This window comes from Vulcanisaeta distributa DSM 14429, from assembly GCF_000148385.1.
Lineage (GTDB): Archaea > Thermoproteota > Thermoprotei > Thermoproteales > Thermocladiaceae > Vulcanisaeta > Vulcanisaeta distributa.
The window spans coordinates 13,950-29,330 of sequence record NC_014537.1 but is presented as its reverse complement, the minus strand read 5'-3'; the positions used below and the strand labels follow the sequence as shown (position 1 = coordinate 29,330).

Here is a 15,381-nt window from a genome sequence, read left to right as displayed (position 1 = left end):
TTTTTCTTAGTGCTTCAATAGGAATAATAGCAATAAATATAGCTAGTAAGAATAATTAGACGTGACCATCACTAACATAGACAAGTTTATGCCCATCAACACTAACAACCCTCACATTAATGCCGTACAGCTCACTTAAAATCCCATCACTAATTACCTCCTCAGGCGAACCCACGGCAAGAATCTCCCCATTTCTTATAGCCACAACCCAATCACTGGCAAGCGCTAGGTCTATGTCATGACCAGCGGCTATCACTGTAATCCCTTCATTTACAATCCTCCTTAGCACTGCAATCACCCTATACTTATTACTAAGGTCTAGGTTTGTTGTTGGTTCATCCATTAATATTAACGGCGCCTTAGATGCCAACGCCCTCGCTATCAATACAAGCCTCTTCTGACCTGTACTCAACTCATCAAATCTCCTATTGGCAATATTATCTATGCCGAGACGTTTAAGAACCATGAACGCGTCGTCCTTACCTACCCAACCATCACCATTTCGTGAACTCATGACAACATCAAGGACTGTCAATCCCATCTGTGAGTAAATCTCTGCCGGTGAGTAAGATACGTACTTAGGCAGATCCTTAATGGATAATTCATTAATATCCCTATCATCAATGTATACGTAACCACCAAAGACCTTCGCATACTTTATCATCGCTCTAAGTAACGTGGTCTTTCCAGACCCATTGGGACCAAGTAACGTTGTTAGGCTAGGCCTAGGTATGTTTAATACGATGTCCTTAATTATTGGGCTATCATAACCAATCTCCGCATTCACGAACCTAACTATGAAACTACTCATTACGACCACCCCTGAGCAATATTAGCAATACCGGGACACCAAAGAGACTGGTTATTGCGGTTATGGGCATTATAACGCCGGGAATCATTACCTTACTAACGACATTTGCGTAGAGCATTATCGTGGAGCCTGAAATCATTGATAGGGGTATGACCCTCGAATTATCGGAGCTTGATATTAATAGCCGGGTTAAATGGGGCGTCATGAGCCCTACGAAGCCTATGATACCTGTAAACGATACCGTCACCGCGGTTAATAGCCCAACTAACGTAATTAGTAGGTTTCTAAACGCCCTAGGGCTCACGCCACTGGCCTGGGCTATTTCGTCACTAATCATTAATAGATTAATTTCACGGCCACTCATAACAATGTATGCCAGGATTGGCAGGCTCACGCCAAGCATTACGACATCCTCACTCCAATTAACACCGCTCACTGTACCAAATAGTAGGTAGATAACGGCGGGTAGTGTTGGGATTAGGGTTAGTAAGTACGTGTCTAGTATCATTACGATTGAGGAGAACATTATTGAAACGGCAATGCCGGCTAGGATGAGGGATAGCCAATATCCCCTGCCAAAGGTCACCACAATAGTCGTGGCCAATAGGGCGCCTAGGAATGATAGGACTGGAATTACTATTATCGGCGAGGGTAGGTTAGCCTTGAATAATGCGTATGCTAATAAGCCAAGCAATGCGCCAAGTAATGCTCCGGATGCCGTGCCGGTTACGTAAGGCTCTGCAAGTGGGTTTCTAAACACCGCCTGCATAACGGCACCAGCAACCGTTAGGTCAATACCAACCACGATACATGCAAGTACCTCGGGCAATCTAATATCCATTATTATGATTCTATACGTATTTGTTGGATCAATCAGCGCCTTTAATGGAATCGTAACTTCACCAATGATTAGATTTAGAACAATACCTATCAATAATAATGGGATGAAAGCCCATATGAATTTTATGGTGGGGTTACTTATCGTTGCCATCACCCATTACTCAATGTAATGTTTAGGTTTGGCTTAATGTATTGATCAACCCATTGGGCACTTATGTAATGCGGTATGGCAGTTGAGTTAAGACCAAAGGCGCTTGGGTGGAGTATGACGGCGAGTAATAAGGCGCCATATACGGAAAGAGGCCCAGGCTCCTCAATTAAACTCTCCGCAAAATTCCCAAGCACGTATATATGGCCCTCTCTGACGGCGTTGGTATTGTTTATTCCAGGTATTGAGAGTATTGCCTGAAGGGTGGCTGTGTAGTTGCCCATGAAATCATCGGCTATTATATAGTCGGGGTTAACGGCTAATAGTTGGCTTGGGCTAACCGTGGGGTACATCCCACTGAATGGGTCATAACCACCGGCTAAGTTAATGTAGTAACCAACGAATGAGGAGTTACCTGCGACATAGATTGGGTTATACCACGATATGTAGGCTACGGTTACCCTAGACTCACCTGAGACCTTACTCTTTACGTAATTTATGACATTATTCATATGACTTACCACCTCCTCACCCTTACCTGGAACACCGAGTGCCTTGGCCATTAGCATTATGTCATTTTCTATGCCAGTCACATTAGTATTGTCCGTACCGCCTATGAATATCACGGTAATGTTAGCCGCGCTTAACGTACTAACGCTCTGCACGAGCTGTGGCTGGAAACCAGCATCTGCGCAGAGTAATGACGGGTGTGCGGTTATTATTGGTTCTATCGGTGGTGACTCATATATTGAGCTAATAGTGGTGGCATTACTTGGTACTGTGATGTTTAAGTAATTAAGTAGTTGCTCGGAGTAAACATCGATTAGGACAACCCTATTGCCAAAGCCGAGTGCATATATTATCTGTGTACAGTCAGGGCTTATGGTACCTATGGTGCTTGGTTGTGAGTAGATCGTGATGTTACGACCTAAATAATCAACTACCGTTATTGGGTAATTAACACCGGCGTTAGGCATGCCCTGCCTTAATACGTGGGGTTGAAGTACGTAGTATAGGGCTATTATTATCACGGCGATTATTACGACTATCCCCACAATTAACGCTTTTGAGATGCCTCTCGACATACGGTGATAGGATATGCATCCTATTTATAAGGATTTCCTATACGCCCATTACCCATAGTAATAAACGTAATGTTATTGACCGAGGGCTAACCCATCCCCACGTATATCGGCATAGAGCAGTTTCCTACCATTATCGAGAAACGCGGCTATGCTTGCCACGCCTGTTCTCCCAGGGTACCTAATTACTTGGTGGAGCTCCGTTAGGCCCGTTACTTCGTAACCCTCCTCGATGATTAACGACTTCCTATCCCACAAAAACCTGGGCGCATCGATAGCCTCCACAGGGCTTAATCCGTAATCAACCATGTTCGTTATAAATAGGGTATGCTGCTGCGGCCTGAAGTGTGCCCCGGAGGTCCCAAGTGCGTACTTTGGTTCTCCATCCTTAGTGATTATTATAGTGCTTAATGTGTGAAGTGGTCTCTTCCTAGGCATTAATGCATTTGGTCCATCCATTGAGAAGTCCGAGGCCCTATCATTGAGTGTAATTCCATACCTGGGCTCGGTAACTAATGAACCAAAGTGTTGGTACAGGCTTTGAATGGCACTTACGATATTACCCTCCTTATCCACAACCACGAAGTACGTAGTATCGCCAGAACCACTCAATTGCTTACCAATCCCTGATTTATACGCTGACGTGAGAAATCCCGGGTCGAGGAGCTTATTAATTGGTACCTCAACAAACCTTGGGTCGCCAACGTATAAATCCCTGAGCTCATAAGCGATTTTGTAAATGCCTAGGTAAGTCTCAATCCTGCCGCGTGACCAGGCATCGACACTCACCCTTAACTCCTCAAGAAGTCTCAGTATCATTAATGTGGTTATGCCCTGGGTATTGGGTGGTGATTCGTAGATGGTTAACCCTTTATAATCAATGCTCAGTGGATCACGCCATTCAGGTTCATACTCCATTAAGTCACTCATCTCCATAACACCGCCAACCGACTGAAGGTGATTCACGAGGGCCTCACCAACCTCTCCTCGATATAGAATGTCGGGTCCGTGCTCCATCACTAACTCGAAGGTCTTGGTTAACGGTTCTATCCTTATTACGTCCCAGGGCTTAGTATTTATTGGGTAAACGGACTTAAAATCATTATTTCCAGCAATCTCATTCCTGAGTAATTCTATGGCCTTAACAAAGCTGGGGCTTACTGGGAAGCCCTTCCTCGCAACCTCAACGACAGGCCTTACAAGAGACCTCCACTCATCAGTTCCAAAGCGCCTCCACATCGCGTGAAGCCCCGCCAGTAATCCAGGGACTACGGGCGATAATGGACCCCTTAATGGCACCGCATTCAACCCCCTCTGCAGTAGTAACTCTCTGCTTAATCTTCTCGGTGCCCACCCACTGGCGTTTAGGAAGTAGACCCTACCCTCCCTGGCTATGTAAATCATTGCGAAGAAGTCCCCACCAAGACCACCAAGGTGCGGTTGCGTGAGGGCTAATGCAAGTGATGTGGTTACTGCGGCATCAATGGCATTACCACCGAGGTTGAGCACATCAACACCCAACCTACTGGCCACTGGATGCTCTGAAGCAACACCACCTAATTCCGTAATCCAGGGAGGCTTAACACCACCTATTATTGGTAAGGGCATGTGTTATCAAGTTGTTTAAGAATTTTATAATATTGCGCGAGAGAATAATTAATGCATTAAAAAGAATCATTTAAATTACGGATAATATAAAGTTAATACTGCATTAGTGATAATTAGTATGTTGACTAATCTCTCATGGAATTACGTTGGAAGGCTTCATAATGATTTCCTAAACAACCTGAAATCTATAAATGCATTAACACTATTACTTAATAGGCAACGTATTAAACTGAGGATGGCATTATCCACCCTCGGACTTATTCTAAATCTGATAGGCTCGGTTAATCCTAATTTCATGCCTAATGGTGATGAGTATGCAGTAATTATTAAGGATACCATAGAGTCCCTTATGAAGGATTATGACGTTAATAAGTACGTAACTATAGAGAGTATGAGGAGAGGGAATGATCGTGCGTACGTCATAACCATTAGGGCAAGCTCATCATTAATCGTGAGATTGATGATTGTATGCGGTAATGAGTGTGAGTATTACATTGATGATAGGGTGAATAGAGCGAGGATTAATGCTAATGTATACTTTCAATTAGTAATGAAAGCGTTAATGATAATGAATAGAGTATTTAACATTGATACACCGAAGACACTACTTACCCATAACCCAACAATCTATGGGAAAGTCCTGACCATTAATAGGAATGAGGTAATTGCATTATCAATTTGGGACATACTTAGATTAACGGACGTAATTTCTAAGGAGGATCTCACGGTAAGTGATATAAGTAATATTGTTGATACGGCAGTTCACGAATTCCTTCATTACATACTCGACAGGAAGTATCTAGTTACGTCAACATTCATGAGAATGGCGAAGAGGATACCCAGCGTCATTGATGATGGTGTCATTCATGAGTTAATAGCATGGACATTAACACCCCACGTGAGTAAGTATGTGGCTGAGTGTATTAAGTATGGGAGCGCAGATACGGTGAGTAATACTGAGTTGGCAATTCAATACCCCATTAAAAGAAGGCATGCATTAACTGCTAGGAAGATAATCAATGAATTGCTAACGAGACTTAACGGTGAATGCAGTTAATTAAACATGGAAAAACTAATTAAGTCGTAATAGCCCTTGAGGCTATATGGGAAAACGCATTGTGATAATTGGCGGCGGCGCCGCTGGTGCATCAGCTGCCGCTAGAGCCAGGAGGTTAGACCCTGAGGCTGAGATAGTGATGCTTGATAAGGGTTTATTCATAAGCCACGCCCCATGTGGAATACCATATTACATAGGTGGTGTTGTTAAGGAGGCTCAAGAGCTAGCAATATACACTCCAGAGGAGTTTGCGAAGGAGAGGAGGATAACTGTTAAGGTTAATGCTGAGGTATTCGATGTCGATACCAAGAACCAAGTCGTGTATGCAAGGGAGGGTAATGAAACCGTTAAGTATCAGTGGGACGTACTCATAATAGCCACCGGGGCAAAACCAATAACACTTCCTGTCGAAGGTCATGACCTAAATGGCATATTAACACTTAGGCTTCCGCATGAGGCGCCAAAATTAAGGGAGGAAGTCGAGAAGGCGAGCACCGTCGCTGTGGTTGGTGGCGGCTACATAGGCCTTGAGGTAGCCGAGGCGCTTAGGAATCTTGGTAAGAGGGTGCTCCTATTCGAAATGATGCCGCACGTGCTACCAACAACGTTTGATGAGGATATGGCTAAGTTAATACATGATGAACTCATTAAGAATGGAATTGAACTTCACCTTAATGAGAAGGTCGTAGGCTTCAGGGGCGTTAATGGCCACGTGAATAAGGTAATTACCGAGAAGGGTGAGTACAACGTAGATAAGGTGGTGATGGGCGTTGGCGTCAGACCAGACGTTGATCTCGCAGTCAAGGCCGGCGCGAAAATAGGCGAGACGGGGGCTGTTTGGGTTAATGAGTACATGGAGACCTCAGTACCAAATGTCTATGCTGCAGGTGACGTCGCTGAGACCTGGAGCTTAATTACTGGGAAGAGGATGTACGTAGCCCTGGCACCACCAGCCAATAAAATGGGGCAGGTAGCTGGCGCCAATGCAGTTAAGGGTAGATTCCTAAAATTCCCTGGTGTGTTGGGTACGGCAATAACGAAGGTATTTGGTCTTTACGTAGCTAGGACTGGCCTTACGGAAAAGCAGGCGAGGGAGGAGGGTTTCAAGCCCGTGTCTGCCACGATTAAGGCTAGGACCACGGCGCATTACTACCCAGGCGGTGTTCAGGTTAATATAAAGATGATCATGGATGAAACAAGCGGCAGGGTACTAGGCGTTCAGATAATTGGGCCTGACAGGATAGTCGCGGGCTACATAGACGTTGCCGCAGCATTAATAGGCAAGGGGGCAACGGTTGATGACTTCTTCTTCGCAGATCTTTCGTACTCCCCACCCACCGCACCGGTCTGGCACCCATTAATCACGGCAGCCAGGGTGTTGTCCAAGGGCAAGTACTAATAGTCCCTGTTAGCAATGCATGAAGTAACGTAAAAACAAAACTATTGCTCTTTCTCCTCCCCACGCAAATTCTTAATTACATTGGCTAGGAAGGTTATTTCTGATGGGACGTCCACCTGAACCAACTCAGTATCGTCTCTAGGGCATTTAAAGTCATACTCATACACCTCATCCAGTGTGTATCCCCTGAAGCACGTTGGACATATATAAAGCGTTGTCCTGCTCAGCGTATTCATCCTATGCATGAGCTTAGTCACAACATTGTTAATATGCTGTATGAGGAACTTCCTAATGAAGTCCTTATTAATGAACCACTTATACTCATACCTATATTGATCCGTGGATTCACGAACAAGGCCTACAAGCCCTGCCCTGTGCATCACATGCAGTATTCTCCTTATCTCAGTGGCACTTATACCTAGGATTAGGGCTAGGGTTTCATCGGGTATTGCCTCATTCCTCTCGCTCAATGTCTTAAGTATCTTAACGGCTAGTTCACCCATCTCTTCATTATCGTACTCAAAGGCTATTTTCCTCCTTGCATACTCAAGGAATAATGATGTCTCCAGGTCCTCGACCATCAATGAATGACTAGCCTATTGGGTTAAAATTCTTACTATTACCATACCTCTTATTAACCACTAACGGCTCCAACCTACTCCTAACAGCATCCCTTAAATCATCAATGCCCACCCCAGTCTTTGCGGATATCAATACGTAATTACCAAACTCGCTTTCCACAAGGCCTATCTTATCATTAATGTCGATACCATCCATCAAATCAACCTTGTTAAGGACAGGTAGGATCTTAGTTCTAGATATACCTAAATCATTAAATATTTTCAATGAGCTCATGAACTTCCTCGAGAATTCCCTATAATCATCGCTTATGTCCATCATGAAGAGAACAAGGTCTGCATTGAGAACCTCAGCAATGGTTGCGTAGAAGGACTCAATGAGAAGTGGCGGTAGGTCATCTATGAAACCTATGGTGTCGGTCAATATTGCGTTTAACCCATTGAAGTTAACGAGCCTTGAGTACGTGTCCAGCGTTGCGAAGGGCTTACCATCAACGTACTTACTCTCCCTGGCTAACCTATTGAATAGCGTGGTCTTGCCAGCCGATGTATAGCCAGTGAGCGCGACCTGCGGTAGCCCATAGTCCCTCCTCTTGATTACGAGCATCTCCCTCCTCTTCTTAATCGCACTTAACTCCCTCCTGATATGGGCTACCCTCCTCATCATATACCTATAGTAAGCCTCAATTGCGTACTCACCACCACCATAGAAGCCTATCTGCTCACCCATCTTTGCAAGCCTAATGAACTCCCTAACCCTCGGAATCTCAAGCCTAAGTCTAGTCAACTCAATCTGAAGCTTAGCCTCCTTACTACCAGCCCTCCTCTCAAATATCTCGAGAATCAACAGTATCCTGTCCATAACCCTAACCTTTAACCTACGTTCAAGATTAACGTACTGTATCGGGTTCAACTGGTGATACGTAATCACCACGTCAGGCCCGAGGGACCTAACAAGCGACTCAACCTCACCCAACTTACCAATACCTAGGTAATAACGCGTGTCGGGCCTCCTCCTCTGTATAATCGTGTCGAGAACCTCATAACCACCAGCCTCACTTAGTAACTGAAATTCCCTAATCCTATTCTCCCCAACGTCATCAGCAACAAGCAATAAAGCCTTGGCCCTATTATTACCCACTACGTGTTTTATAACTCACTCGTTATTTAAAACTATTGCCACAATGTACTATGCAGATCACTTATTCCTGCTTCTCTCGCGGAGAGTCACCACATCACCTAACGTTAATGACTTACTAACGGGCTTCTGGGTCTCGTAGCCTACGTCCTCAGCCTCCCTTAATAAACTAATACCAAGTGCCTTCTCGAGCTTCCTGGCGAGCTCAACGTCGGGTATTAACTGGCCATCCTCGATCCTCCTCAGTATGCTCTCCTTAACGCCAATCACCTTAGCTAAAACATCCCTACTCATGCCAAGACTCTCCCTAGCTTCCCTAATTAATTCAGCGTAATTCTCAACAACCTCGTACTTATCAACATTAACCCTAGGCTTACTAACCCTATACGTAACACCCCTTCTAGATTCATACTTAATTACGGACACCGGCTGCTGCGTCGCCTGAACCTGTGAAGGGCCCCTAATCACCTTAACGCCCTTAACATTAGTGTACTTACGGGCACACCTCTGGCATAGTGTCAGTACGGCACCGTCAATTTCCACAATGACTGGCTCGCCCTCAATTAGTGCACCACAGACGTCGCATGTCAAGACCATTCTAACCACCTGACTGATATAGGCAATGCTCCTTTAAAAATATATTGGGAAAAGATTAAATATTTCATGCATAGACGCATCACGTGTCGGTTAGAATTTACAGAGTCACTGGGCGTATGAGGATTGGGATGCAGTGGCAGAGGTTTTCCCTGGAGCTATTGGCCACAAAGCCCAGCGAGGCCGTGGAGAAGGCTTATAGCGAGTTAGGCAGTAGGCATAAGTTGAAGAGGAGTATGATTAGGATTGAGGAGGTTAGGGAGATAAGTAAGGATGAGGTTAAGCGTACTGAGATATTGCAGTTACTATCCATGGAATCACTTGTTAAGTGGTGAGGCAATCAATGTCTCAGCAACCACAGCGAATAGTAATAACGAGGGAGGATATCGAGAGATTAATCGAGGAGAGGAATTCCTTAGCGGCATTGCTTGATGTTATTAGACAGAACCTTGCATTGGTAACGCAGTCAATAAATGAATTAAGGAGCGCCAAGGACATGCTAACATTGCTAAGCAAGGGCGTGGTTCAGGACACATACGCCGGGATTGGTGGGGGCGTCTTCATCAAGGCCTCACCGGTACAGGGCGAGAAGGTCCTGGTAAGTGTTGGTGCTAATTTTGTGATTGAAATGGATATCTCATACGCTATAAACTACATCGATGAGAGAATTAAGGAGTTTGAAGATTTAAGGTCAAAATTAGATGCGCAATCGGCTGACGTGGCAAAAAGGATAACGGATATTGATAACTTCCTCCTCTACATAAGCGCGGCCATTAGGCAGCAACAGCAATCTAGGCAATAAGGTGTTATTTGATGTTCGATAAATTAAAGAACGCCTTTAAATCATTAACAAACACAATAGTTAATTCAATAACAACTACCGAGTTAAGTGAGGATAAGCTTAATGAAATACGTGATGAATTATTTATGCAACTCGTTGAATCTGATGTGGCAGTTGATGTTGCTGACGCAATAAGCAATGCGATAGTCAATTACTTAAGGGGCCTTAAAGTACCTAGGTTTGGCGATAAGGAGTCTGTCATTAAGAATGGGATTATAGACATAATGAGTAAACTATTCAGTGATATACCCGATGTTGACTTCATGAGTGAGGTCATAAGGCTTCTTCAAATGAAGAAGCCCGTGGTTCTCCTATTCCTGGGCCCAAATGGTTATGGTAAGACCACGACAATAGCTAAGATAACTCATCAGTTAATGAAGAGGGGTTATACCGCAGTGTGGGCAGCTGCGGACACCTACAGGGCTGGGGCCATCGAGCAACTGGAGGGTCATGCCACTAAACTCGGTGTTAGGGTTATAAAGCATGGCTATGGCTCAGACCCAGCCGCGGTGGCTTATGACGCAATAAACCATGCTAAGGTTAGGGGCATTGATTATGTAATGATCGACACGGCCGGTAGGATGCACACGGACATTAACTTAATGAATGAGTTGAGTAAAATACAGAGGGTTAGTAGGCCTGACCTATCGATATTCATTGCCGACGCACTACTCGGCAATGAGGCGCTGGACATTGCAAAGTACTATAGTAAGTACGTGAAGATTGATGGATTGATAGTTACCAAGGTTGATGCGTACCCAAAAGGTGGTGCCATACTGACCTTCCTATATGAGCTTAAGAAGCCCATCTACTTCCTCGGCGTTGGGCAGGGGTATGATGATTTAAGGCCATTTAGTAAGGCGGAGTTCTTTAGGCAGTTAATCCTATGACGATTGGTTAGAAAATTTTATAATCACTGATTAGCCATAGCACATGCAATGAGCAGTGAGGACTTGGGTAAGAGGATAATGAATTGGTTAAGTACCCTTGCATGGATATTCAAGGTGGCCAAGAAGCCGACTAAGAGCAATTATATGATAATCCTTAAGCTGGGCTCATTAATAGTAGCGATACTCGGCGTCTACTCATTCCTATTCAGCGTGGCGCAGCAGTACCTAACGAGTAGCGCTAACTTTAGTTTGCCATACCCACTTAACTTAATCGTCGTACTTACAATAGTCATAATACTAACCATCATGCTTATACTCGTTATACTAAGCACGAGGGGTATTGGCCGTAGATAAGGCCGAGGCAATTCATTGTTGGGCAAGTTTTATTAACTCATTAGGTTAGGGGAAGGTGATGAGTAGTACTGAGCAGGCAATGAGTTGTAGAGTGTACGCTCTTAGGGCTGTGGGCAATCAGGAATACAACGTGGCCTTTATGCTTAAGGCGAGGACTGAGCATAAGGGTCTTGATAAGGTTAAGGTTACCGCCATAGTGGTATTACCAGCGCTTAAGGGGTTTGTGTTTGTTGAGGGCTCGCTGCCGTATGAAATCCAGGACTTAGCAACGGGCATTAAGCATTACAGGGGCATGGTTAGGGGTGTCATGAGCGTTGATGAAATAGTGAGTAGTTTGGCTAAGCCCGTGGAGATTAATGTTGGTGATGTCGTCGAGATAATTGTTGAGCCATTTAAGGGTTATAGGGGTAAGGTCGTGGATATCGACAGACAGAGGGGGCAGGTCTACCTGGAGTTGCTTGATTCGTCAAGTACGATGCCCATTATCGTGAATATTAGGGGTGTTAGGAAGATTGAAAGTAAGCAATAATAGCAAAAACGTTAAATACCTACATTAGGCGAGTCCCACGATATGGCGAAGAGAGTAGTTAAAATAGCGGTCGCGCCAGGCAAGGCAGGCGGACCTGCGGTCCAGCAATTAAGTCAGTATGGAGTTGATGTGAATAAGGTCACTGAGGAGATTAATAAGAAGACGAAGATCCTGACCAATTACGGTATTAATAACGTATTTGTCGAGATAGAGATCGATGAGGATACAAAGAGCTTCGACATAAAGCCTGAACTACCTCCAATAGCTGACTTAATAATGAAGGCCATTGGTAAGGACACGGGTAGCCACCAGGCAGTTAAGGAGTTAATTGGTGACATAAGCATTGAGAAGCTTGCTGAGATAGCCTACATAAAGTGGGAGGAATTAAGGAGTAGGAACTTCAAGAATGCCCTTAAGCAGGTGGTGAGTGCGTGTAGGAGTATTGGCGTAACCATTGGCGGCAAGGATCCGAAGCAGGTACTTAAGGAGATAGACGCGGGCTCCTACAATAATGTGATATCTAAGTATGAGGAGCTACTGAGGCAGGAGGGCAGGTTATAAGTTAAAATAACTTAAAACACCGCTATGGGAAAAATGCTTTAATAAGGGGTTTCTTCACAGTGCGTGATTATGAGCTTGAACCTTGACGCAATAATCAAGGCCGTTACCGAGGCAAAGGCAAAGGCGAAGAAAAGGAGGTTTAAGCAGACGTATGAGTTAATAGTTAGGTTTAAGGATTTCGACGTCAAGAACCAAGCCAATAGATTCAACATAACCATTGCATTGCCACACCCATTACAGGGTAAGGAACCGAAGGTCTGTGTAATGGCCACCGGCGCGATGGTGCTTGCCGCTAAGGAGGCTAAGGCAGATGCAATACTCACCAGGGAAGATATCGAGAAACTCGCCGGTAATAAAAAGGAAATCAGGAGACTGGCTAATTCATTTGATTACTTCGTGGCCACGCCAGACCTAATGGTGCTCATTGGTAGGGTTATGGGTCAAATACTGGGTCCCAGGAACAAAATGCCTGAGGTTATCCAGCCGAACGCGGATATTAAGGCTGTGATTGATAGGCTAAAGAGGAGCGTTAGGGTTAGGGTTAAGGACCAACCACAGGTAATGTGTAAGGTCGGCACGGAGGATATGGACCCAAAGCAAGTTGCTGAGAATATAGCTACCGTACTCGATGAAATACTCAAGAGGGTTAGGCCTGAGCAACTGGGGGACGTAAGTGTGAAACTCACCATGGGCCCACCAATAACCTTCTCACCATTAACATCTAAGTAAAACACCAGCATTCCACCTATTAATTTCGTACTTGGGCAATACATTGTTTATGAAAATATGAAAACATGGGCCCTCCCACCGGAAGAAAAATTAATTAAGTGCATCATTTGAACGGTTTCTTGCTGGTATGGCTTCACAACCAGTGTTTAAGCGTACGTACGTTAGGACGAAGCCCTATCCAGAGAAGAAGGTTAGGATTGTTAATGAATTGAAGGAACTATTCAGTAAGTATGAGAATGTATTTGTTATAGATATTCACGAGACCTCGAATAGGGTCCTTCAGGAGTATAGATTCTGGCTTAGGAGGAGGGGTGCCAGGGTAATTAAGGCTAAGAACACCCTCGTGTTAATAGCACTTAGGCAGTTAATGGGCAACGTCAGTGAGGACATTGAGAAGCTATTCACAGGGGAGAACCTCCTCATATTCTCGAACGAGAACCCATTCGAACTTGCCAAGTGGATTTGGGGGACCGGCGTCAGGAGGGAGGCGATGCCCGGCGATATAGCGCCATTCGATTTAGTGGCGCCCGCCGGCAATACGAACATGAGCCCAGGACCAATAATGAGTAAGTTTGGTAAGTTGAAGATACCAATTAAGGTCCAGGATGGTAAGATATGGATTGTTAAGGATACGGTGGTAGTTAAGAAGGGCGATAAGATTAATGAGGATGCTGCTGAAATTCTTAAGAAGTTGAATATAAAGCCCATATTCGAGACACTGAAGATAAAGGCGGCAATACTAAAGGGTAAGTACGTAATAACCGTTGACAATCTAAAGTTGGATGTTGGCACGTATAGGTCAATGATTGAGGATGCGGTTAGGTATGCATTTAACCTAGCCGTTAACACGGCGTACCCAACACCTGAGGTTCTCAGGGTATCCATAGCCAAGGCCCACATGGAGGCCTTGAACCTGGCCGTTAATGCGAGGTACGTAACGCCGGAGACGGCCCAATACATACTGGCTAAGGCGGTGGCTGAGGCTAATGCGTTGGCCGCGGTAATAGCTCCAAAGGCCCCTGAACTTGGGCTTCAGGTTGCCCAGCAGCCACAGCAGGTGAAGACTGAGGAGGCTAAGGCGGAGGAGAAGAAGGCTGAGGAAAAGAAGGAGGAGGCCGGGGAGGAGAAGAAGGAGGGCCCGAGTGAGGAGGAGGTTGCGGCTGGATTCTCCAGCCTATTTGGTTCGTAAAAATATCAGTAATAAATACTTTTTTACACAGTAATATCTTCTGATTCTGATGATGAATTTATATAATATAATTATCGCATAGCTTATTAATTGGTAAATACCGTACTTAAACATGGTGCGGGTAATTGAGGTAATGAACAATGTATATCAAATAGACCTAGAGCCAGGTGGATTTAGTAATCTGGTCTCAGTATACGCAATAAACACGGGCAAGGGCATAATAGTGTTTGAGGGAGGACCTGCAGTATCCAGTAACGATCTAAGGAACGCCTTAAGGAGGTTGCCAAGTAATGTTACTCATGCATTCATAACCCATGTTCATATAGACCACTACGGAGGTACTGGCGCATTGACTGGACTCAACCCAAATATTGAGGTTTATGTCCACCCAAGGGGTTCGAAGGTTCTACCTAACCCGGACATTATTTGGGTACCCGCTAGGGAGGCAATGGGCTGGCTCGGCGAACTATACGGCAGGCCACTCGAGGTACCGAGCAAGAATGCCCGTGAGACAAAGGATGGCGATAGGGTGACCATAGGAGACGTTACAGTGGAGGTAATACACACGCCAGGCCATGCGAGTCATCATCAATCCTTCATTGTCGAGCCATGGGACATACTCATCGTTGGGGATGCCGCGGGTATCTACGTTAGGGACCTTGATTACATAATACCAACGACTATGGAACCTCTTAGGTTTGATATGTATGTTGATAGCGTCAAAAAGCTAATTGCCAGGAATCCTAAGTACATAGCCTATACGCATCATTTACTCGTTCCTAACGCCACTGAATTGCTGAATAGGCATCTGAGGCAATTAGATGTATGGGGTAAAGCGGCTGAGGAGGCCGTTAGGGAGGGATTGAGCGTAAACGACCTTGAAGGGATGCTTGTGGAAAGGGACCAGGACCTTAGGAGAGTTTATGATAGGCTTAGGAATATGAAGGCTCATTACCACCTGTTTGGTATGGCTGTTGATGGTTTGTATAAGTACTTCCGCGATCTTGAGACAAAGCGTAAATAGTGAATTTTG

18 protein-coding genes are annotated in these 15,381 nt (G+C 44.9%); 11 read left to right on the top strand and 7 right to left on the bottom strand.

The window, feature by feature from the left end:
- Positions 1–55 precede the first annotated feature (55 nt).
- From VDIS_RS00165 to VDIS_RS00150, 4 genes are all read right to left on the bottom strand, one after another.
- On the bottom strand, positions 56–811 hold the full coding sequence (locus VDIS_RS00165) for an ABC transporter ATP-binding protein (protein WP_013335174.1): 756 nt from the start codon (positions 809–811) through the stop codon (positions 56–58).
- Positions 804–1,802: a FecCD family ABC transporter permease gene (locus VDIS_RS00160; protein ID WP_013335173.1), complete on the bottom strand. Its 999-nt coding sequence runs from the start codon at positions 1,800–1,802 to the stop codon at positions 804–806. Before VDIS_RS00160 ends, VDIS_RS00165 begins: the two co-directional genes overlap by 8 nt.
- A complete protein-coding gene (locus VDIS_RS00155) occupies positions 1,802–2,884 on the bottom strand; it encodes an ABC transporter substrate-binding protein (protein WP_013335172.1) in 1,083 nt (360 codons plus the stop codon). Before VDIS_RS00155 ends, VDIS_RS00160 begins: the two co-directional genes overlap by 1 nt.
- A gap of 72 nt (positions 2,885–2,956) precedes the next feature.
- The gene (locus VDIS_RS00150; protein ID WP_013335171.1) at positions 2,957–4,489 is read right to left on the bottom strand and encodes a gamma-glutamyltransferase family protein; all 1,533 of its coding nucleotides are present in this window, start codon (positions 4,487–4,489) and stop codon (positions 2,957–2,959) included.
- 118 nt (positions 4,490–4,607) lie between these two features.
- On the opposite strand from VDIS_RS00150, the gene VDIS_RS00145 reads away from it, so the two are divergent.
- Both VDIS_RS00145 and VDIS_RS00140 read left to right on the top strand, forming a co-directional pair.
- A complete protein-coding gene (locus tag VDIS_RS00145; protein WP_013335170.1) occupies positions 4,608–5,546 on the top strand; it encodes a hypothetical protein in 939 nt (312 codons plus the stop codon).
- Positions 5,547–5,592: 46 nt separating this feature from the next.
- Complete coding sequence (locus VDIS_RS00140) at positions 5,593–6,945, top strand: FAD-dependent oxidoreductase (RefSeq protein ID WP_013335169.1); 1,353 nt, start codon at positions 5,593–5,595, stop codon at positions 6,943–6,945.
- Between the two features lie 41 nt (positions 6,946–6,986).
- Here VDIS_RS00140 and VDIS_RS00135 read toward each other — a convergent pair whose 3' ends face one another.
- From VDIS_RS00135 to VDIS_RS00125, 3 genes are read right to left on the bottom strand one after another with little or no spacing between them, the layout of a single operon-like run.
- Entirely contained in the window at positions 6,987–7,526 is a 540-nt protein-coding gene (locus tag VDIS_RS00135; RefSeq protein WP_013335168.1) for a transcription factor TFIIE, read from the bottom strand.
- Between the two features lie 10 nt (positions 7,527–7,536).
- Complete coding sequence (gene hflX, locus VDIS_RS00130) at positions 7,537–8,664, bottom strand: GTPase HflX (RefSeq protein WP_013335167.1); 1,128 nt, start codon at positions 8,662–8,664, stop codon at positions 7,537–7,539.
- Between the two features lie 57 nt (positions 8,665–8,721).
- Positions 8,722–9,258, bottom strand: a complete 537-nt coding sequence (locus tag VDIS_RS00125; RefSeq protein ID WP_013335166.1) for a multiprotein bridging factor aMBF1 — start codon at positions 9,256–9,258, stop codon at positions 8,722–8,724.
- Between the two features lie 83 nt (positions 9,259–9,341).
- Here VDIS_RS00125 and rpl18a point away from each other — a divergent pair, with 83 nt between their 5' ends.
- From rpl18a to VDIS_RS00080, 9 genes are all read left to right on the top strand, one after another.
- Positions 9,342–9,590: a 50S ribosomal protein L18Ae gene (gene rpl18a / locus VDIS_RS00120; RefSeq protein ID WP_013335165.1), complete on the top strand. Its 249-nt coding sequence runs from the start codon at positions 9,342–9,344 to the stop codon at positions 9,588–9,590.
- A gap of 8 nt (positions 9,591–9,598) precedes the next feature.
- On the top strand, positions 9,599–10,057 hold the full coding sequence (gene pfdA, locus VDIS_RS00115; RefSeq protein ID WP_013335164.1) for a prefoldin subunit alpha: 459 nt from the start codon (positions 9,599–9,601) through the stop codon (positions 10,055–10,057).
- 11 nt (positions 10,058–10,068) lie between these two features.
- Entirely contained in the window at positions 10,069–10,986 is a 918-nt protein-coding gene (ftsY, locus tag VDIS_RS00110) for a signal recognition particle-docking protein FtsY (RefSeq protein ID WP_013335163.1), read from the top strand.
- A 48-nt stretch (positions 10,987–11,034) separates the two neighbouring features.
- On the top strand, positions 11,035–11,340 hold the full coding sequence (locus VDIS_RS00105; RefSeq protein ID WP_013335162.1) for a hypothetical protein: 306 nt from the start codon (positions 11,035–11,037) through the stop codon (positions 11,338–11,340).
- Positions 11,341–11,398: 58 nt separating this feature from the next.
- Positions 11,399–11,869, top strand: coding sequence for a transcription elongation factor Spt5 (locus tag VDIS_RS00100; RefSeq protein WP_013335161.1), 471 nt, complete (start codon positions 11,399–11,401; stop codon positions 11,867–11,869).
- Between the two features lie 42 nt (positions 11,870–11,911).
- On the top strand, positions 11,912–12,430 hold the full coding sequence (locus VDIS_RS00095; RefSeq protein ID WP_013335160.1) for a hypothetical protein: 519 nt from the start codon (positions 11,912–11,914) through the stop codon (positions 12,428–12,430).
- A 69-nt stretch (positions 12,431–12,499) separates the two neighbouring features.
- Entirely contained in the window at positions 12,500–13,159 is a 660-nt protein-coding gene (locus tag VDIS_RS00090; protein ID WP_013335159.1) for a 50S ribosomal protein L1, read from the top strand.
- Between the two features lie 127 nt (positions 13,160–13,286).
- Positions 13,287–14,348 (top strand): 50S ribosomal protein L10, encoded by a 1,062-nt coding sequence (locus tag VDIS_RS00085; RefSeq protein ID WP_013335158.1) that lies wholly within the window; start codon positions 13,287–13,289, stop codon positions 14,346–14,348.
- A 112-nt stretch (positions 14,349–14,460) separates the two neighbouring features.
- The gene (locus VDIS_RS00080; RefSeq protein ID WP_013335157.1) at positions 14,461–15,372 is read left to right on the top strand and encodes an MBL fold metallo-hydrolase; all 912 of its coding nucleotides are present in this window, start codon (positions 14,461–14,463) and stop codon (positions 15,370–15,372) included.
- The last annotated feature ends 9 nt before the right edge of the window (positions 15,373–15,381 follow it).

What these genes read in the sequence shown, in the direction of transcription:
- VDIS_RS00165 (WP_013335174.1), bottom strand. Translation starts at nt 811, where the DNA reads ATGAGTAGTTTCATAGTTAGGTTCGTGAATGCGGAGATTGGTTATGAT.
- VDIS_RS00160 (WP_013335173.1), bottom strand. Translation starts at nt 1,802, where the DNA reads ATGGCAACGATAAGTAACCCCACCATAAAATTCATATGGGCTTTCATC.
- VDIS_RS00155 (WP_013335172.1), bottom strand. Translation starts at nt 2,884, where the DNA reads ATGTCGAGAGGCATCTCAAAAGCGTTAATTGTGGGGATAGTCGTAATA.
- VDIS_RS00150 (WP_013335171.1), bottom strand. Translation starts at nt 4,489, where the DNA reads ATGCCCTTACCAATAATAGGTGGTGTTAAGCCTCCCTGGATTACGGAA.
- VDIS_RS00145 (WP_013335170.1), top strand. Translation starts at nt 4,608, where the DNA reads ATGTTGACTAATCTCTCATGGAATTACGTTGGAAGGCTTCATAATGAT.
- VDIS_RS00140 (WP_013335169.1), top strand. Translation starts at nt 5,593, where the DNA reads ATGGGAAAACGCATTGTGATAATTGGCGGCGGCGCCGCTGGTGCATCA.
- VDIS_RS00135 (WP_013335168.1), bottom strand. Translation starts at nt 7,526, where the DNA reads ATGGTCGAGGACCTGGAGACATCATTATTCCTTGAGTATGCAAGGAGG.
- VDIS_RS00125 (WP_013335166.1), bottom strand. Translation starts at nt 9,258, where the DNA reads ATGGTCTTGACATGCGACGTCTGTGGTGCACTAATTGAGGGCGAGCCA.
- pfdA (WP_013335164.1), top strand. Translation starts at nt 9,599, where the DNA reads ATGTCTCAGCAACCACAGCGAATAGTAATAACGAGGGAGGATATCGAG.
- ftsY (WP_013335163.1), top strand. Translation starts at nt 10,069, where the DNA reads ATGTTCGATAAATTAAAGAACGCCTTTAAATCATTAACAAACACAATA.
- VDIS_RS00105 (WP_013335162.1), top strand. Translation starts at nt 11,035, where the DNA reads ATGAGCAGTGAGGACTTGGGTAAGAGGATAATGAATTGGTTAAGTACC.
- VDIS_RS00100 (WP_013335161.1), top strand. Translation starts at nt 11,399, where the DNA reads ATGAGTAGTACTGAGCAGGCAATGAGTTGTAGAGTGTACGCTCTTAGG.
- VDIS_RS00095 (WP_013335160.1), top strand. Translation starts at nt 11,912, where the DNA reads ATGGCGAAGAGAGTAGTTAAAATAGCGGTCGCGCCAGGCAAGGCAGGC.
- VDIS_RS00090 (WP_013335159.1), top strand. Translation starts at nt 12,500, where the DNA reads ATGAGCTTGAACCTTGACGCAATAATCAAGGCCGTTACCGAGGCAAAG.
- VDIS_RS00085 (WP_013335158.1), top strand. Translation starts at nt 13,287, where the DNA reads ATGGCTTCACAACCAGTGTTTAAGCGTACGTACGTTAGGACGAAGCCC.
- VDIS_RS00080 (WP_013335157.1), top strand. Translation starts at nt 14,461, where the DNA reads ATGGTGCGGGTAATTGAGGTAATGAACAATGTATATCAAATAGACCTA.